This is a genomic window from Staphylococcus schleiferi (genome assembly GCF_025558325.1).
In the GTDB taxonomy this organism is placed as follows: domain Bacteria; phylum Bacillota; class Bacilli; order Staphylococcales; family Staphylococcaceae; genus Staphylococcus; species Staphylococcus schleiferi.
Genome location: NZ_CP094712.1, coordinates 1,802,832 through 1,822,115, shown reverse-complemented (window position 1 = coordinate 1,822,115; position 19,284 = coordinate 1,802,832). Strand labels below are relative to the sequence as shown.

The following is a 19,284-nucleotide window of genomic DNA, read 5'->3' as shown; positions in this document are numbered from 1 at the left end:
GAAAAGAGGATAGCGATGTCTAAAAATAAGTGTATTTTTTCGTGGGATTTTAATACAAATACGCATAAACTCGAAATTCATTTTAAGAACAATCATTGGACACATAGAAGTGAAACGCAATTTAAAACAGCTTTAGAAAAAGTGACGGAAATTCAGTGCCATTTTTATGAAGTAATAGATGCGCGCACAATCGCAAATTTTAAAGCGTTATTAGCTGAGATACCGCATGTATTGAAATTTAAATGCATATTTCACGTCCTTGAGACAAATGAAACGACAATCATTAGCCTCTTATCTCAGATGCCTGAAATGTATATGCTTAACATTTACAACTTCAAGCATCAAATTCTATCTATAGATTTTATAGAAAATGAGGGGACACAGGCGCTAGTTGCTACGCATAACCAGCAATTAATTGAACAATTAAAGCTAGCAATCCAACAACAAATAGGCAGAAATACAGTGAATGAACATCAAATTAAAAATGCTTTAACACAGCTAGAGCATGACTATCAAGACTTGTACTCAGAATATATAAAGCAACATAAAAGGATGCAGTATGCATTTAGAGAATTACATCGTTTTAAACGGAGTGCTTGGAAATATAAAAAAATCTATTTAAATCATGAAAGGTTGATTGATCTTCTAGAAAAGGCAATTACTTATCAGAAAAAAGTGAACAAGAAAAATGTCAAAAAAGGGATGAAATGGTTTTGGAGGGAGGTTGTAAAATGAATGCATCGCCAGAACAATATTCACCGGAACAATTAGAAGCAATGCAAAAACCTATTGCAAGAAAACCTCATTCCTTTGCCAATTCGTTGATTAATAGTGGTGAGGTTCAAAATAACAAAAGGTTAAAAAAGGGAATTTCCTATATCTTATTTTTAAACAATCACTTAGATCAGGAAACTTTCCTACAACTTCAAAATCGCTATGACCAATTGATTTTAATATTTAAATCAAAAGAAGAGCTTTTAAATTTTAATGAGATGGCAATTCAAAAGCGTTCACAAATCTTTTGTCATTTATTCGAAAATGACTTTAACGCTTCGTTTGAATTTGCAATAAAACAGATTGAATACAGCCATGTTCTTATCACGCTGTTTCATGAGGAAATGATCAGTACATTGCCTATTGCTAATCATACATTATCACGCGATATGATTTATTTAATCGGTTCAGAATGGCTTTATCCGACACATGCGATACAAAATATCTATTTAAAGTATCCGCTTGATAGCTTTATAAAGTCATACATTAATGAAAGATGTAGTGAGTATATAGGTACTTCACAATGCAAAATAGAAGTATCGAATTTAACACAAAACCGAAAAACGAACATCGAAACGACAGCAGAAGCTTACCAAGCATTAAAAACGATTCAAGCTATTTATTCAGAGAGTCTCCTCACGGACGTTACTTATCATTTTGAAGCGAATGATTTAATCGTTAAACTTAAGGCTTTTATGGAAACGCAATCTTCAGAAGTCAATGCGCGATTAATGATGTATATCAGGGAACATTTCCAACCTTTCAATTATCATTTGTTGAATAATGGGCATGCCAAGACATTAGTGGTGGCCTATTGTTTTCCACCATTTATTGATACGAGTGGGAACGTCATGGCAAAGCGTATTCGAGATCAGGAAGAGATTGTAGATATCATATCAAATAACATGTCACGCATTAGAAACAAAGATCCGATGTTGAATACGCTAGCTGAACATTTAGTAGACACACATTACTTACTTGATGTTAAACAAGCCTTTTCTAGTTGGGAAAGTATTAGCGGATTTATCGAAGAAGGATTAAAAGTGTTAGAGGAAAATCCAAAATCTTACGAGCACCTCTATTCTCGAGCCATGTTTCCACAATCTCATTTTTTAGGATATGAAATTAAAGTTAAAAATCCGCACATCTTTTGGCGAGCTGAATTTTCAGATCCATTGCACACGACTGTAACAAGTGACTTAAGATTTGCACCCATTGAAGATGAACAGTATATATATCAAATTAAGAAATCTTTAAGACCCGAACTTGTGTCATTAGTTGACGATAATGTCTTTAATGTTTGTGAGTTACTTGCTTTATCTCATGCAGATGAATTAATTTTTACAAATGAAAATCAAATGGAGTACATGATTGAGCGATTTGATGACAATATTAAAGAAAGTATTAGAAACCGTGCAGTCATATCGAGACATCCTATCCCTCGAAAAGACGATTATTATAAAGTGATGACTACTTATGAAGTGGATGCTGAATATATCAACTTAGGTTATTTTGGTAATTTTTATGCTACGAGGGGTTTTAACGAGATTGAATTGGTATGCAAATATTTAGAATCTAAAGGGGAAACAAACTTTAGAATACATTGTTTTACAAATATTAGAGGTAATGTCTTGAATATGTACAAAAACAGTGATTTTAAAGAATATATTATTTTACACCCGCTGGTAGGTTATTTTGAATTTTTAAATCTTACTTTGTTATTCGATGGCTTACTTATTTTTGACGCACATACGATTGGTATTAAACAGTTGAATCCTTATATTCCTTCGAAGCTTAGCGATTATAAAGGCAGCGGTAATATGGTTTGGGCATTTACAGAGGAAGGAAGTGTAATGGATCAAGATCAATCGATTATTAAAACACGAATGGGAGACTTTGAAGATTACGTGAATTGCTTTCGCGAAATTAAAGCAAACGCACGAAATAACTCACATCTAAATCAGGTGATAACATGACTTATAAAGTAAAGGTAGAAAATGTCTCAAAAATATATGATTTAAATAACAGTAAAATTAGTAAAATGATTTCTTTATTTTCATTTGGTTATTTTTACAAACCTAAACCCTACTATGCGCTTTATGATATTTCATTTGAAGTCGAAAAAGGAACGTCAGTTGGACTCATTGGATTAAATGGTTCAGGGAAATCTACTTTATCAAATATTCTCGCAGAAGTATTAAAACCTTCGAGAGGGAAAGTAACGATTAATGGTAATGCTTCACTCATTGCGATTTCAGCAGGCTTGAAAAATGATTTTACGGGTGAAGAGAATATACGTTATAAATGTTTAATGCATGGTATGTCTACTAAAGAAATTAATCAAATATTCGATGATATCGTAAAATTTTCTGAGCTCGATGAATTTATTTATCAGCCCATTAAAAGTTATTCGAGTGGGATGAAAGCAAGATTAGGTTTTTCAATTGCTATTCATACAAATCCAGATGTTCTCATTGTGGATGAAGCGTTATCAGTTGGTGATGAAACGTTTGCGAATAAATGTATCGCCAAAATGAAAGAATTGCAGCAACAAGGAAAAACAATATTTTTTGTATCTCATTCAGCAGCTCAAATTAAAAATTTATGCGATAAAGCCATCTGGATTCACTATGGAGAAATGATTGAATATGGCGAAGTCAATCATGTTGTTAAGCGATATAATACGTTAATTCGTGGTTTTAAAGCACGAGATAAAAAAGGACAACTTGCTTATAAAAAGAAAATGCTTGGATTACAACAACAGAGAAGTGATTCAATTGAAGCGTCAGAATTATCACCTGTACATTGGCATACCTTTTTACCTTTAGGTGGTAGTTTCATTTTATTTTTAATCGCAATTATATGGCAAGTGGGTGGTTTTTAATATTTTAGACAGTGTTACATTTTAAAAGATATAAGAAAGGACGTTATAGATGAAAAAAGTAGGTATGTTCGTTTGGAATCACTTTACAAATGATGCGCGTGTGCATCGTGAATGTACCGCATTAGCAGATGCAGGTTACCAGGTTGATTTGATTGCGATTAATGATCCGAAAAATCCCAATATCCACCCTTATGAAAAGATTTCAGATCGTTTTAGCGTTCATCGCGTAAAACGTTATCCCACACTATTGCAAGCTTATTCAGATCATGGCAAACGCTTTTTAATCGTTGTCGGAGGTGTATGTACAGCTGTGGCAGTCGGCTTGTTTTATGTGAATTATATGTTATTAAGCAGCTATTTAGCATTATTATTAATTAGCATGGGGGCAATGAAATCCCGTTGGCTACGCAAGTGGGTAATTAATAGTGCGATTATTTTAAGAATGATTGTTAAAGGTTATCGCCTCAATCCAGACGTTTATCATGCAAACGATTTGAACACATTACCCCAAGGAATTGTGTGTGCGAAGTTGCGTCTCAAACCAAAACCGCTTGTCTATGATAGTCACGAAGTTCAATCCGATCGTACAGGGTATCGTCCTGATTTAATTAAGCGTATTGAAAGATTTCTATTACAATTTGTTGATGAAATGATAGTAGAAAATCATACGAGAGCAAAATATAATGAACACATTTACGGATTTTATCCGAAAACACTTTATAATTATTCTGAGCTGTATGATATTGAAACAAAACCTAAAATAAATTTACATCAAAAGCTTAATTTAAAACCAGATGAAAAAATATTACTCTACCAAGGGGGGCTTCAACAAGGTCGAGGTCTTGAAAAATTAATTGAAGCGATGCCTTTAATTAAGGAGGGCGTATTGGTTTTTGTCGGAGGCGGTAAATTGACAGAGACGTTGAAAACACAAGCGCAACAATCCTCTGCACGAGATTGGATTTATTTTTTAGATAAAGTCCCATTTCAAGAACTGCCAAGTATTACACGCGAAGCTTTCGTTGGTTTTCAAGTTTTACAAAATGTTTGTTTTAATCATTATTCAGCCAGTTCAAATAAATTATTTGAATATATCATGGCGCATGTCCCGGTTATTGGGTGTGATTTTCCTGAAGTTAAACGTGTTATTGTAGAAAATGAGATTGGTATTGCAATTGACCCTCATAACGCTCAGCACATCGCAAAAGCTGTTAATCAAATGATTGATGATCCGTCTTTTTATGCCCAATGTAAGGAGAATACCAAAAAGGCCAAAGTCATTTACAATTGGCAAAATGAAAAATCGAAGTTATTAGATGTTTACAACCACTTAGAGAAAGCACCACACATTATAGGCGCTATAAAAAATCGATTGCAATTACGATAGACAGCTACATCTCTCGACGGATTTTTAATATATGAAACAATAAATTGTAGCATTTCTGCATAAAAGTCTGTATAAAGGGAATGTGAAGTTTAAGTAAAGATTATGTTAAAAATTCGGAGGTTATACAATGAGGTTCAAAGTATTATCACTATTATTATCAACAGGGATTGTCCTAGCGGCTTGTGGTCATGATGATCACGACGATCACGATGACCATCAAGAGCATGCACAGAAAACTGAACAAAAATCAGACAATCAATCTAACGCATCATCTCAAAATATGACGACTCAAAATGTTAATAAAGTGAAAACACAACCAGAAGAAGCCATTAAAACTGCACAAAAATCATTTGATGGGGACGTTAAAAAATTAGAATATAAAAACGACCATGGCGAATGGGTTTATGAAATCGGCTTATTCAAAGGAAATAAAGAAGCAGAAATAAAAGTATCAGATAAAGATAATAAAGTCATACACAAAGAACAAGAATCAGAACACGAGATGGATAATGAAAAAGCGATCCAATATCAAGATGCAATTTCATTTAAAGAAGCTGTTAAAAAAGCACAGAAAAAATATGATGGTGAATTAAAACAATGGCAATTGAGCCAAGACGATGGTCAATTTGTTTATGAAATCGAATTATCAAGCAAGCAAGGTGAACAAGAAATCACATTGGATGCGAAGTCTGGTGACGTGCTTAAACAAGATCACGACAATTAAAATAAGTGATTGAAGTTAGGTTAGGTATGCATCTAATCCTACTTAAATTATCATTATCTATTCCCATAGAATATGTCCAATTCAGTGTAGACGATTGACTATAATTTAAATAAAAGAACAGTGTCTAATAGGTTTTATTTACACTTAGAAAGCTTGTACAGTTCTAGCCATATTGTTTATCTTTAGACTAAATAAGCGCTAAGACGACTTTTTCAATCAAAGTCATCTTAGCGCTCTCTTTATATCATTGTTATTGCTTATTATGGATTCACACTCGTTTGAGCCGGAATATTGATTTCCAATCTATCGCTATAATGATTTTATCCACATTTCGCGGTTCGTCTAAGTTATATTAAGGGCAGTAGGATAATAATGAGAAGAAAGAGTCAAGAAAATCTTCATATTGAATCTGCATCACAATTTGCGCATTCGGCTGAGAATGTTGGAAATCCATAATGGTCATGCCCGTGTATGTTCACCTTTGAGTTCAACATCGACATGAGCTGGACGTAGTGTAAATAAATTTGGATGGATTAAATACATGATGGTGTAGGCATCATATACATTCAAGCCTTGTTGGAAGTTTTCACCTCTATAATGGCGGAAAAGCTCAACAAGCATCGCGCCAGTTTGATTCGTATTTTGAATCTTTGGCAACTTTTCTAAAGGAAGATTCGTTGTACGCACAACATCTAAACCAATTACGGTGATAGGTACACCACTATCAAAGACAATTTGAGCAGCTTCTGGATCAGCATAAATATTAAACTCAGCTGCTACAGTCACATTTCCTCGTGAAGCACTGCCGCCCATTAACACAATTTCTTTGATTTGATGTTTGATGTCCGGATGATGCTTTAGCAATAATGCGATGTTAGTTAAAGGACCAATTGGAACTAAGGTAATAGGGGAATGACTTTCAACAATGACGGATTTCATTGCTTCGACCCCATTGTCAGATTTCACCGTTCGTGTGAGAGGAGGAAATTCAAAGCCATCCATACCCGTTTCCCCGTGTACATGTTCTGCATAAATTGGAGGCTGAATTAAAGGGACAGCTTGACCACGACTGACTGGGACATCTTTATTGAAGTATTCTACGAGTGTTAACGCATTTCGTGTTGTTTTATCTATAGATACATTACCATGGACCGTGTTAATCAATTTGACATCGATTTCTGGATGATGAAGTGCGAAGCTGATGGCCGCAGCATCATCAATACCAGGGTCTGTATCAATAATAATAGGGATAGGCATCTCTATTGTCGCTCCTTTAAAATAATATTGTAAAAAAAGCACTAACACGCATGCGTGTTAGTGCTTTCGTTATGCATTGCTTAGATGTGGTGACCGTGACCACCTTGCATAACCCAATATGTTCCGATAACAATAACTAAAGTAATGATAATCGCAAAGAGTACTTTTGCAAGTTGAATACGACCATTTTTACCTTCAGTTAAATGCATGAACATTAAGAGTTGTAAGAACGCTTGGATAAATGCAAAACCAAAAATAATAGTAACTTTGGCGTTAAAAGACAGTGATGTGTAAAGAGTCACGAAAACTGCAAGTAACGTTAAAATGATTGAGGCAATAAAGCCTATCGTATGTTTAACAATTGTATTCATCCGCTATACACCATCCCTATCATATATACGGCAGTAAAGATGAAAATCCAAACAACATCTAAGAAGTGCCAGTATAAACTTACTATAAATAATTTTGGTGCGTTGTATTTATTAAGCCCGCGCATTGCAACTTGGATTAATAAGCAGATAATCCAGAAAATACCTAAAGTTACGTGGGCACCGTGCGTTCCTAATAGAATAAAGAAACTAGACCAGTAGGAAGCAGTTTGTGGTGTTGCACCTTCATGAACGTAGTGCGAGAACTCGAAAATCTCGAATCCAACAAATCCGATCCCTAGTAACACTGTAATAATCATCCAAAGTAATAATAAATTCTTATTTTCTTTACGCATGTAATAAATCGCGATACCGCAAGTATAAGAACTTGTTAAAAGTAAGAAAGTCATGATTAATACGAGTGGTAATTCAAACAAATCAGTTGTAAGCATGCCACCATAACTACCACCATGTTGGAGGGTTAATAGTGTTGCGAAAAGCGTACCAAAAAGTGCAAATTCAGCTGTAAGGAAGATCCAAAAACCGAGTTTATTTATTTCGCCTTCATGTGTACGAGCATCAATAGTATCGACAACCTTATTACTCATGATTTAGAGCCTCCCTTTCTTTTTGACGTGCCTTTCTTAAGCGCGCTTCAGTTTCAGCGACTTCACTTGCAGGAATAATATAACCGTGATCTTCTTGGAAACTTCTCCAAATCATTAATCCGAAAATACCAGCAAGTGATAAAATCGCAGGTAATAATGTTTCGAATACTAAGAAGAAACCACCGATGAAGAACAAGACACCCATCCAGAAACCAATGTGTGTATTATTTGGCATGTGAATGTCACTATAATTATGATTGTCAAGATAGTGTCTACCTTGTCGTTTCATTTCAACAAATGTATCAAGATCGTCCCACTCTGGTGTGATGGCAAAGTTGTATTTAGGTGGAATTGCTGAAGCAGTTGACCACTCTAAACCACGTCCTAAACCATCCCAGTTATCGCCAGTTGCTTCACGTGGTGCTTTAATGTGACTGTAGATGATGTTACCAACGAAAATTAAGAAGCCGATAGACATCAACGCTGCACCAATTGAAGAAATAAAGTTCAATAAGAACCAGTGATCTTCAGGCATATAAGTGTAAAGACGACGTGGCATACCATCAAGACCTAAAATGAATTGTGGTAAGAATGTAACGTTGAAACCAATCATAAAGATCCAGAAGAACCATTTATTTGGTTTCTCAAATAATTTGTATCCCATTGCTTTTGGATACCAGAAAATCATAGCTGCGAAACATGCGAATACAACACCAGCAACAATTGTGTAGTGGAAGTGGGCAACTAAGAAATATGTGTTGTGGTATTGGAAGTCAGCGGATGCCATCGCAAGCATGACACCTGTAACCCCACCAATTGTAAAGTTAGGGATAAATGCTAATGAGAATAGCATAGGTGATTCAAAAGTAATTCGGCCTTTGTACAATGTGAATAACCAGTTAAAGATTTTCACACCTGTAGGAACAGCGATTAACATTGTTGTAATTGAGAAGAATGAGTTAACTAATGCACCATTACCCATTGTGTAGAAATGGTGAACCCAAACTAAGAAACTCAAGAATGCGATACCAGCTGTTGCCCACACCATACTTTGGTGTCCGAATAAACGTTTACGTGCAAATGTTGGAATAATTTCTGAATAAATACCGAATGCCGGAAGGACAAGGATGTATACCTCAGGGTGCCCCCATACCCAGAAGAAGTTTGCCCATAACATCGGCATACCGCCATTGGCTACTGTAAAGAATGCAGTGTCAAAGATTCTATCAGCAGTCATTAACGCAAGTGCGATTGTTAATGCAGGGAATGCCAAGATAATAATTAACATTGTAATAAACGTTGTAACAACAAACATTGGCATTTGCATAAATGTCATACTTGGTGTTTTTAGCTTAATGATAGTAACGAAGAAGTTAATACCTGTTGCTAAAGTACCAATACCTGAAATTTGAATCGCGATTAAGTAGTAGTTTACACCTGGTCCAGGACTAAATTCACCAGCAAGTGGTGCGTAGTTTGTCCAACCTGCTGCAGGTGAACCACCGACGATAAATGAAAGGTTGAATAAAAGCATACCTGCTACAAACAACCAAAAACTAATGTTGTTAAGTAATGGGAATGCAACGTCACGTGCACCAATTTGTAATGGAATAATGATGTTCATTAAACCGATAACAAGTGGCATTGCCATGAAGATGATCATGATTACACCGTGCGTTGTAAAAATTTCGTTATAATGGTTTGATTCTAAGAATGGGTTATCTGGTACTGTTAATTGAATACGTAATAGGATTGCATCAATACCACCACGTACAAACATTAAAACAGCACAGATTAAGTACATTAAACCAATCTTTTTGTGGTCGACTGACATGAACCATTCCTTATATAAATATCCCCAGAGCTTAAAGTAAGTAATGGCAGCAACAACACCAATAACAAGGAATGGTGCTGCAATTTGAGCCAATGTAATCATCCAGTTACCGTTTACTAAAAGCTCATTCCACGGAAAGTTCAACATTAATGTCCACCTCCACTTTTATGATCTTTATGTGCCTCAGCATCTTTGGCACCTTCATGCATTGATTCCATTTCGTCCATAGTATGCTTTTCATTTTTCATGAATGCACGATTATATGGCTCGTCGTTTTTCAGAATGGCAGCTTTCATACCATGTCGTTCGTAGTTCGCATTTGTAATTTGTGGTTTACGTGCTGGCTTATTCGGTTCACTTAGTACGCCTTTTGTATCATCATAGAAGTTTGGATCTTTTGGTACGTAGTTGAATCGTTTATAAGCATAGAAAATGTATTCTGGATCAGCAGCAGGATCCACAAATGCCATATGTGTGCCACTAAAAGTAAGTTCTTTATTTTTAGTGGTAGGTAAAAGTTGTTTATCAAACGTATCTTGATCAATTTTTTTCTCAGATTGCGCTTCTTTTACCCATTTGTCATATTCACTTTGACTGACAGCTTCTACGTTAAATGTGTGACGAGAGAAGCCTTCACCGTTAAAGTTTGAGTTACGTCCACGATATGTACCTTCTTCGTGAGCTTGGTAAGTCCACTCCATTGTCATGGCAGTCATAGCATATTTTTGACCACCTAATTGAGGAACCCAGAAACTTGTCATTGTGTCCATTGCTTGAAGTTTGAAAGTAATTGGTCGGTTAGTAGGAATTTTAATGTGGTTAACCGTTTCAATTTTTTCATCCGGATAAGCAAAGAACCATTTGTATCCACCACTCACTGCATAAATGACAATTGGGTCATCTTCAGCTTTAGGTGGCTCCTCATATTCATATAAGGCTCTAACAGTTGGAATCATTAATGCAATTAAAATGATCACAGGGATGATGAACCATACTGTCTCAAGAATAACGTTGTGGTGCATTTTTCCTGATTCGCTTGTGTTTTTGTAACGATACTTAAACGTAAATATCGCGAATAGGATAAGTACCACAGCTACAATGGCAACCATAAAGATGATTGAATAAATAATCAAAAACCTTTGGTCGCTGGCCATTGGCCCTTTTGCGTTTAGAACTTCTACATCAGAACAGCCCGCAAGCAAAAACAATGTTCCGAAAGCTAGAAGCAAAGACTTAAATTTTGACACTTTTTTTGACCTCCTAATACTACAATTGTAGGGCTTATACTAATTTTAAAATAATATATGATATTTACAAGTGCCATTTTGAAAAAATAATAAATGAAAAAACATGAAAGCCTTGATATTCAAGGCATGATAGGGCTTCAGGGCATTATTAAAATTATGTGTACATTTTGTGAAAAGTCTCTATTTCTACTTATTTAATTAAGATTTAATTAAGAAAAAGGTAATGTTTATTTTTTCACAAACTTTTCGAGCTATTTTTTTTGGATTTAAAAAAGGGGATTTGAAGAATAGATGTAGGGAAAGTGCTAATTAAAATTTGTGAAAAAAAGTTTAAAATACGAAGTAGTTGATATGAAAAAAAGAGAAAGATTTATAAACACAGTTTTTATGTGTCTATTTTATCTCTCTCTTCTTTATGGGAATGGCATAGCACATCAATATTATTTTTAGTGCATAATAAATTTTGCATTAGGAAAAAGTGTTGATGCTTCCTTTGGTTGGTCGGAACTAATGATACAAATGTTATTTTAAGGGTGCATCTACAACTTTAATCACTCTTGAAGAAGTTTCAATCGCACCGTCTGAATCGGCAACTTGGTATTGAAGTTCGTATGTACCTTGTTTAGATGTATCGATATGACCATTCACTTTAATTTTATCAGTTAAGTCGCCGTCTTCTTTATCAAAAGCGGTCACACCTTCAAGGGGGTTGTATTTTTCGCCCACTTGAATGACCGAGTCTTTTATACCTTTAAAAGAGGGAATCGTGTTTGTTGTAGCCTCTGCATTAAGATGTGGTGTGACAAGTGTTGCTGATACACCGATAGCTGATAATGATTGAAGTAGTTTATTCATAAGATTTTGGCCCTCCGTTCATTGAACTGTTATGGTATTCACATTAAGTATTATACATTCTTCAGAGAATTTTGCTATCCATCTATGGACCTAATTATCATCAATGAGAATATGTTATATTTTTCTAGAATGGCTGTATCAAAATGTACGATTGATTTACTTTTGACATAAGCCAAATGTTTGAGTAAGGAATCTATGCAAATATTAAACAGGAGTGAGGATTTATGTTAACACAAGAAGAAAAAGGAATTATTTTGCAAACTGTACCGATTTTAAAAGAGAGAGGAACAGAAATCACATCAAATTTCTATAATAGAATGTTTAACCAACACCCTGAATTGCGCAATATGTTTAATCAAACGAACCAAAAGAAAGGATTTCAATCGACAGCGCTTGCACAATCTGTCTTAGCAGCTGCAATGAACATTGAGGACTTTACACCGATTTTACCTATTGTTAAAGAAATCGCTTATAAACATTGTGCTTTACAAGTTTTTCCAGAGCATTATCCGATTGTAGGTGAAAATTTACTTGCTGCCATTCAAGAAATTGTTGGGCTTGAAGAAGATGATCCAGTTATTCAAACTTGGGCAAAAGCATATGGCGTGATTGCAGATGCTTTCATCGGTGTAGAAAAAGAAATCTATGAAAACATGGCTTGGGACGGTTTCAAACCATTTAAAATTACGCATATTGAGCAAGTGACACATAATATTAAAGCATTTACAGTGACTTCAGAGACACAAGATTTAAGTCAGTTTGTACCAGGACAATACATCACAGTAGATATTGAAAGTGAAAGATTACCTTATAGAGCAAAACGTCACTATTCTATTGTAGATGGTGGTAAAGACTTCTTGACATTTGGGGTAAGACATGAAGTGAGTGATACACATGAGGGTGAAGTATCGACGGTATTACATGAAGAATTTAAAGAAGGGGATACGATTTTATTATCTGCACCGGTGGGAGGATTTAAAGTACATCATTCTGAAAAGCCTCAATTATTTATCGGTTCAGGCGTAGGTGTAACGCCTTTAGTCTCTATGTACCGACAAGTGGTTGAATCACAAGGTACAGCACAAATGATTCATGTCGCTGCGACAGAAAATGACGTTGCTTTTAAAGACACATTAGAAGCGTTAACAGCAAAATCGTCTCATGCGCATCTTCATCTTCATATTAAAGATAAAGAAGGTTATTTAGAAGCGGATGAACTTAAAACCTACCTTACAGATGAAACAGAAGTTTATGTATGTGGAGGAACACCATTTTTACAATCCATCATTAAAACATTAGATGATTTAGGCGTAGACCAAAATCGAATTCACTTTGAAACATTTGTACCACGTTTAAGTGTTAATGTATAAATAATAAATAATGAAAAGCGATGAAGAAGGGCTTAGTGGCTTGCTTCTTCATCGCTTTTTTAGAAAGAATAAAAAATAATCGTGAGTTAATGCGATTGAACTATATTATTTTTTATCCGTATAGCCAAGGGAATTAAAAAGGGTTTTATAATTTTCAATGGCTGTAGATTGATATAATCTACTTGTCAACTGCACATTTTGTAATGGCTGATTAACAATATCTTCCATTCTAGAAGCAAATTCTTCTATATTTTGTGGTGTGACTAGATAACCATTTGACTCATGATCAATAATTTCTCTAGGTCCATATTTCACATCATATGAAACGACAGGACATCCTGTTTTGATACTTTCCATAATTGTAAGCCCAAATCCCTCGTGCAGGCTTGTTAGTAAAGAAGCTTTTGCACGTGAAAATACGTCTAATGGATTTGATGTGAAGCCATTAATTTCGACACTTTCTTCTAAATCTAATTCTTTAATCAAAGATTTAATCATTTTTAGTTGGTCATCTTCATCTTTACCATAAAGGTGAAGTTTATCTTCGTAGCCCTTATCTTTAAATAATTTGTAAGCACGAATAAGATGCGTCAATTGTTTCTGTACGCTAAATCTTCCGATAAAAACAAAGTCTTTACGAGCATGTTCAATGTTGTGGGAATCCGTGTGGTCAATAGAGTGAGGGATGACTACGAATTTATCATTTGAAATACCATATTTTGCTTGAATATCTTCTTTTTGGTGATTTGTAAGGATTAGATATTTGAATACAGCGTTACTATTTTCTAATGCAAATTGATAAGATTTGAGTACGCTTGTATCATCATTTTGTAAATGCGTATTATGGAAAACGAGGATGTTTTTAGTCTTCTTTTTATTGAATAATAAAGGTCTGTCCAATAAACGCGCATCATTGAAAACAATGTCACCGTCTTGGAACTTACTTTCAAAATAATAACGAAATAATGCTTTTTCATTATCAAAAAAGCGATAAGGTCGACCTTCTTGATCAACAAGTTTGATGAGACTTAGTTTAGGTTTTGCATCTGAAGTATAGTATTTGACGCAATATGGGTAGCCTAAACCATCATAAAATGTTTCAACTTGCTTACCGAAAGTCTTAGGATGATAGACGATTTTTTGATGAATATAGCCGTATTGATTGTACTTACGTCTTTCAATGCGACGCTTGGAGATGTCATCCATAAAATCTTCTAATTCTAAGATGTTTGATTTTGCATAGTATTTTCTATAAAGGACATAGCGTTCTTGATCGTAGTATCGAACAATGTCATTATCTTTCTTAGAAACTTTAGATGTCAGTACTTCGATTTCTCGAGGTGACTCATTTATGAATGGCCTTGATTTGAAACGACTCCGTTTAACGGCATACAGACGATAACCAGATAACCAATCATAGATGTTTTCATGCGTAATAGAGGAATCAAGAATGCCTTTTTCGAAAAATGTTTTTTGAATTTCTGGATATTCAATATTGTAGTTTGTTGTCAAAATTACATTATCGATGTTTAATTGCTGTTTGAGTAGATTTATTCTTTGTAACAATGACTTAGTACGACCACCATGTTCTTTTGGTAGAGTAGAAGTAATTGTATAAATCATATTAAGAAAAGCCCCTTTAGTTAAAATAATTATATTAATGTCCTTGAAAATATTCTAACTATAATTTGCTTAGATGTATATAGTTCTAGTAAATTGTAATAAATTAATTTGATATTTGAATGATTGAGACTTTTAATATGTTATATTTATATAGTAAATAACTGGTATTAAATTAACTATAAAACGAATTGAATAATTATAACGAAATATAATATGTATTTTACATACAAGAAAGAGCCTGGGACATAAATACCAAAATAAATAGCTCGAAGACGATTTTTATCAAAATCATCTTCGAGCTTCCTTTTATTATCATGCTTCGTATTATATAGGCTCGCTTTCCGAGGGGACAGCCTCAGCCTGTAGTCTTCGGCTCGTCCTGTTCCCTCAGGAGTCTCGCTATAAATACTTCGCTTATATATGTAATCATTCACCATTATACTTAAAAAAATAAGTCACTTTCGTATAATTTAATTCATCACAACAAAAACTAAATTAACGAGGTGCCTAAGGAAATTAGTCGCATCTAGTGCGGCTAAACTGATGATAAAAGGAAAAAATCCGAGATTTTTCGTTTTTTACGAAAACCTCGGATTTCATCGATTATTGAGACAATTTTGTCTCAGGCTCTTTATATATCAATATTTGAATTGTCCTAGGTAACTAACTAAGAAAAAATATACCGTTAACAGACATATCTTTAGCATGCATCAATGTTGATAGTTTATTCCAAGCCACGACGCATTTTTTCAGCAATTAGAGTATTATTTAAAACCATTGTGATTGTCATCGGTCCTACACCACCAGGAACAGGTGTGATTGCGCCTGCAATTTCTTTTACTTCGTCATACTCTACATCACCTTTAAGCTTACCGTTTTCATCTGGTGTATTTCCGACATCAATCACTACAGCACCGTCTTTAACGTCATCACGTGTCACCATGCCAGGACGACCTACCGCACTTACAATGACATCAGCTTGTTTTAAATGTTCACTAATATTTTGACTGCGTGAATGTAAAACAGTGACAGTTGCGTTTTGTTGGATTAATAATTTTGCCACAGGTTGACCCACAATATGACTACGGCCTATAACTACTGCGTTTTTACCTTCTAAATCAATATCCGCATGTTTCAATAATTCCATCACGCCAAGTGGTGTACATGGGATTAATTTTGCTTCATCTAAATATAAACGACCAATGTTGATAGGGTGGAAACCATCAACATCTTTGGCTGGGTCAATGGCATCTAATACTTTTTGTTCGTCCACTTGTTTCGGAAGCGGAACTTGTACTAAAATCCCACTTACGCTGTCATCTTGATTTAAGCGATCTAACTCTTTTAACACATCTGCTTCAGAAGTATCTTCATCTAAATGAATAACTTCAGAAATCATGCCAATTTTTTCAGCTGCCTTCTTTTTTGAACGGACATAGCTTTGGCTTGCGCCGTCATTTCCAACTAAAATAACAGAAAGCTTAGGTGTATACCCTTGCGCCTTTAATTTTTCTACTTCATCTTGCAAACCTTGTCTATAATCTTTCGCGATTTGCTTCCCATCTAAAATTTTTGCACTCATAAAAATAGCCTCCTCATAATAATTCGAACAATAACGAATTATTGCAATGTAATTATACCAATAATCGAACAAAATACGAAATATAGATTTAAAAAAAGTATTAAAGTTCGATTTTTACGTTGAAAAAAGCATGTGAGCTTGTTATGCTATACCTGTAATATACAACTATTAAGATTAATATTTCAAATCTTTGAAAGGGTGTTCATAGTGAAGGTAGCAGTCATAATGGGGAGTTCTTCTGACTGGGAAATAATGAAAGAAGCTTGCGTCATGTTAGATGAGTTTGAAATTCCATATGATAAAAAAGTCGTTTCAGCACATCGCACACCACATATGATGGTCGAATTTGCAAGTCAAGCACGACAAAATGGATATTCAGCCATTATTGCAGGTGCAGGTGGTGCTGCACATTTACCGGGTATGGTCGCTTCTATGACGACATTGCCCGTCATTGGCGTACCTATTGAATCTAAAAGTTTAAAAGGTTTAGATTCATTACTTTCTATCGTTCAGATGCCTGGCGGAATACCTGTAGCTACAACGGCAATTGGTAAAGCAGGTGCAAAAAATGCAGGGATTTTGGCTGCAAGAATGATAGGTATGACAGATGAACAAGTTCAAGCGCGTTTAACCGCTTATGAAGCATCGCTTGTAGAAAAAGTAGAGGTGATGCAAAATGACCTTCGATAAGTTACATTTTGGACAAACAGTTGGCATTATTGGTGGCGGACAACTTGGAAAGATGATGGCACAATCTGCACAAAAAATGGGGTATCGTGTAGTCGTGTTGGATCCAGATGAAAATTGTCCTTGCCGTTATGTTGCACATGAATTTATACATGCTGCCTATGATGATATGTCAGCATTAACACAATTAGGAGAAAAATCAGACGTTATCACTTACGAGTTTGAAAATATTGCGGGCAAACAACTTCAAAAACTTGTAGATAATTACAACGTTCCTCAAGGTTATCAAGCCATCCAACTTCTTCAAGATCGTTTAACAGAAAAACAAACTTTACAAAATGCAGGCGCAAAGGTCGTCCCATTTGTTCAAGTCACATCAGCACAAGATTTGAATGTGGCAATACGAACATTAGGATATCCTTTTATGCTTAAAACACGTTTTGGAGGTTATGACGGTAAAGGTCAAATCCTTGTACAATCAGAAGTGCAACTCGAGGAAGCATTAGCTTTAATTGAAAATCAAGAATGTGTCGCAGAACAATTTTTGGATTTAGTACTCGAAGTTTCACTAACTGTAACGATAGGGAACCATGGACAAAAAGTTTATTTTCCGCTTCAAGAAAATGAACATCGTCATCAAGTATTGTTTAAAACAATTGTACCTGCGCGTTCAAGTAAAGAGGCAGAAGCACGACAAGAAGTTTCGAAAATTACAGAAGCAGTACATTTCGTAGGGACATTTACAGTTGAATTTTTTATTGATCAACAAAATGAACTATACGTCAATGAGATTGCGCCACGTCCTCATAATTCAGGACATTATTCAATTGAAGCGTGTGATTTTTCTCAATTTGATACACATATCCTAGCTGTGACGGGGCAACAATTGCCATCTCAAATCGAGTTATTGAAACCTGCAGTCATGATGAACTTACTAGGTAAAGATTTAGACTTATTAGAAGATCAATTCAGTCAACATCCAGAATGGCATGTGCATATTTATGGTAAAACAGTGCGAAAACCTGAACGTAAGATGGGACATATGACCGTTTTAACAGACGATATTGAAAAAACTGAAAAAGCTATGTTGAAACAATTTGAAGGGAGAGACCAAATCAAATGAGTCTACTATATGAAGGTAAAGCCAAACGTGTATTCGAAACGGAGCAACCGTATGAATTACGTATCGAATATAAAGATGAAGTGACAGCAGGAAATGGCGCTAAAAAAGATGCAATGGTTGGGAAAGGGCGCTTAAACAACCAAATTACAAGTAAGATTTTTGAATATATTAAAAAAGAAGGCGTTGAAAGTCACTTCATTCGTCAATTGTCTGAAACGGAGCAATTAGTAAAAGCGGTTAAAATCATCCCGCTAGAAGTCGTAGTCAGAAACATTGCTGCAGGCTCTATTACAAAACGTCTTGGTTTTGAAAAAGGACATCGTTTTGATTATCCTTTCGTTGAGTTTTTCTACAAAAATGATGACCTTAACGACCCATTGATTACAGATGATCATGTTAAGCTCCTTCATATTGCAGATGACGAAACGATTGCTGCACTTAAAGCGGAAGCACTCAAAGTGAATCAAGCGCTTGTGAAATTAATGGATGAAATGGGACTTGATCTCGTTGATTTTAAGGTTGAATTTGGGCACGATTCATCAGGGAAACTTGTGCTCGCAGATGAAATTTCCCCTGATACATGTCGTATTTGGGATAAAACGACACACGAAAATTTTGACAAAGATGTATATAGAGAAGATACAGGTTCTTTAATCGATACTTATCAAACTTTCTTAAATAAATTGGAGGCACTTTAATTATGAAAACAATCGAATTACACATCACTTTACAACCCCAAGTTTTAGATACACAAGGACAAGCGTTGAATCGTGCAGTACACGATTTAGGATATCCACAAGTTAATGATATTCGTGTAGGGAAAGTGTTATATATGACAATTGATGAAGCAACGGATGAAGCGGTTCATAATGTCATCACAACATTAAGCGAAAAGTTATTTGCGAATACAGTGATAGAAGAATATAGCTACAAAGTATTGGATGAAAAGGAGAATGCATAA

The 19,284-nt window shown here is 35.0% G+C and carries 17 protein-coding genes and 1 pseudogene; 10 read left to right on the top strand and 8 right to left on the bottom strand.

Annotation, left to right across the window (positions count from 1 at the left end):
• Nucleotides 1-15 precede the first annotated feature (15 nt).
• From MUA40_RS08515 to MUA40_RS08495, 5 genes are all read left to right on the top strand, one after another.
• A complete protein-coding gene (locus tag MUA40_RS08515) occupies nt 16-735 on the top strand; it encodes a hypothetical protein (protein WP_262569408.1) in 720 nt (239 codons plus the stop codon).
• On the top strand, nt 732-2,750 hold the full coding sequence (locus tag MUA40_RS08510; RefSeq protein ID WP_167732974.1) for a hypothetical protein: 2,019 nt from the start codon (nt 732-734) through the stop codon (nt 2,748-2,750). Before MUA40_RS08515 ends, MUA40_RS08510 begins: the two co-directional genes overlap by 4 nt.
• Entirely contained in the window at nt 2,747-3,658 is a 912-nt protein-coding gene (locus MUA40_RS08505; RefSeq protein WP_016424719.1) for an ABC transporter ATP-binding protein, read from the top strand. The genes MUA40_RS08510 and MUA40_RS08505 overlap by 4 nt, the downstream gene beginning before the upstream one ends.
• A 49-nt stretch (nt 3,659-3,707) precedes the next feature.
• A complete protein-coding gene (locus MUA40_RS08500) occupies nt 3,708-5,045 on the top strand; it encodes a glycosyltransferase (RefSeq protein ID WP_016424720.1) in 1,338 nt (445 codons plus the stop codon).
• 127 nt (nt 5,046-5,172) lie between these two features.
• A complete protein-coding gene (locus tag MUA40_RS08495; RefSeq protein ID WP_016424721.1) occupies nt 5,173-5,769 on the top strand; it encodes a PepSY domain-containing protein in 597 nt (198 codons plus the stop codon).
• A gap of 352 nt (nt 5,770-6,121) precedes the next feature.
• Here the strand turns inward: MUA40_RS08495 and rihC are convergent.
• The 6 genes and pseudogenes from rihC to MUA40_RS08465 all read right to left on the bottom strand — a co-directional run bounded on the left by rihC (nt 6,122) and on the right by MUA40_RS08465 (nt 11,938).
• Nucleotides 6,122-7,026 (bottom strand): annotated as a pseudogene (rihC, locus tag MUA40_RS08490) (ribonucleoside hydrolase RihC).
• An 80-nt stretch (nt 7,027-7,106) separates the two neighbouring features.
• Complete coding sequence (gene qoxD / locus MUA40_RS08485) at nt 7,107-7,397, bottom strand: cytochrome aa3 quinol oxidase subunit IV (protein ID WP_016424723.1); 291 nt, start codon at nt 7,395-7,397, stop codon at nt 7,107-7,109.
• The gene (gene qoxC / locus MUA40_RS08480) at nt 7,394-8,002 is read right to left on the bottom strand and encodes a cytochrome aa3 quinol oxidase subunit III (RefSeq protein WP_016424724.1); all 609 of its coding nucleotides are present in this window, start codon (nt 8,000-8,002) and stop codon (nt 7,394-7,396) included. Before qoxC ends, qoxD begins: the two co-directional genes overlap by 4 nt.
• Nucleotides 7,995-9,980 carry a cytochrome aa3 quinol oxidase subunit I gene (qoxB, locus tag MUA40_RS08475; protein ID WP_037559218.1) on the bottom strand — a complete coding sequence of 662 codons (1,986 nt, stop codon included), beginning with the start codon at nt 9,978-9,980 and terminating at the stop codon, nt 7,995-7,997. Before qoxB ends, qoxC begins: the two co-directional genes overlap by 8 nt.
• A 2-nt stretch (nt 9,981-9,982) precedes the next feature.
• Nucleotides 9,983-11,083, bottom strand: a complete 1,101-nt coding sequence (gene qoxA, locus MUA40_RS08470) for a cytochrome aa3 quinol oxidase subunit II (protein WP_016424726.1) — start codon at nt 11,081-11,083, stop codon at nt 9,983-9,985.
• A 522-nt stretch (nt 11,084-11,605) separates the two neighbouring features.
• A complete protein-coding gene (locus MUA40_RS08465; protein WP_016424727.1) occupies nt 11,606-11,938 on the bottom strand; it encodes a DUF5011 domain-containing protein in 333 nt (110 codons plus the stop codon).
• A 224-nt stretch (nt 11,939-12,162) separates the two neighbouring features.
• Here MUA40_RS08465 and MUA40_RS08460 point away from each other — a divergent pair, with 224 nt between their 5' ends.
• The gene (locus tag MUA40_RS08460; RefSeq protein WP_167732972.1) at nt 12,163-13,308 is read left to right on the top strand and encodes a globin domain-containing protein; all 1,146 of its coding nucleotides are present in this window, start codon (nt 12,163-12,165) and stop codon (nt 13,306-13,308) included.
• 105 nt (nt 13,309-13,413) lie between these two features.
• Here MUA40_RS08460 and MUA40_RS08455 read toward each other — a convergent pair whose 3' ends face one another.
• On the bottom strand, nt 13,414-14,931 hold the full coding sequence (locus tag MUA40_RS08455; protein WP_262569401.1) for a glycosyltransferase: 1,518 nt from the start codon (nt 14,929-14,931) through the stop codon (nt 13,414-13,416).
• A gap of 724 nt (nt 14,932-15,655) precedes the next feature.
• Complete coding sequence (folD, locus tag MUA40_RS08450; RefSeq protein ID WP_167732889.1) at nt 15,656-16,513, bottom strand: bifunctional methylenetetrahydrofolate dehydrogenase/methenyltetrahydrofolate cyclohydrolase FolD; 858 nt, start codon at nt 16,511-16,513, stop codon at nt 15,656-15,658.
• A 207-nt stretch (nt 16,514-16,720) separates the two neighbouring features.
• Here folD and purE point away from each other — a divergent pair, with 207 nt between their 5' ends.
• Genes purE through purS form a run of 4 tightly spaced genes read left to right on the top strand, consistent with a single transcriptional unit; the run spans nt 16,721 to nt 19,284 of the window.
• Nucleotides 16,721-17,203, top strand: coding sequence for a 5-(carboxyamino)imidazole ribonucleotide mutase (gene purE, locus MUA40_RS08445; protein ID WP_037559084.1), 483 nt, complete (start codon nt 16,721-16,723; stop codon nt 17,201-17,203).
• On the top strand, nt 17,190-18,323 hold the full coding sequence (gene purK, locus MUA40_RS08440) for a 5-(carboxyamino)imidazole ribonucleotide synthase (RefSeq protein ID WP_016424732.1): 1,134 nt from the start codon (nt 17,190-17,192) through the stop codon (nt 18,321-18,323). Before purE ends, purK begins: the two co-directional genes overlap by 14 nt.
• Nucleotides 18,320-19,021, top strand: a complete 702-nt coding sequence (purC, locus tag MUA40_RS08435) for a phosphoribosylaminoimidazolesuccinocarboxamide synthase (RefSeq protein ID WP_016424733.1) — start codon at nt 18,320-18,322, stop codon at nt 19,019-19,021. The genes purK and purC overlap by 4 nt, the downstream gene beginning before the upstream one ends.
• A gap of 2 nt (nt 19,022-19,023) precedes the next feature.
• Nucleotides 19,024-19,284 carry a phosphoribosylformylglycinamidine synthase subunit PurS gene (gene purS / locus MUA40_RS08430; RefSeq protein WP_016424734.1) on the top strand — a complete coding sequence of 87 codons (261 nt, stop codon included), beginning with the start codon at nt 19,024-19,026 and terminating at the stop codon, nt 19,282-19,284.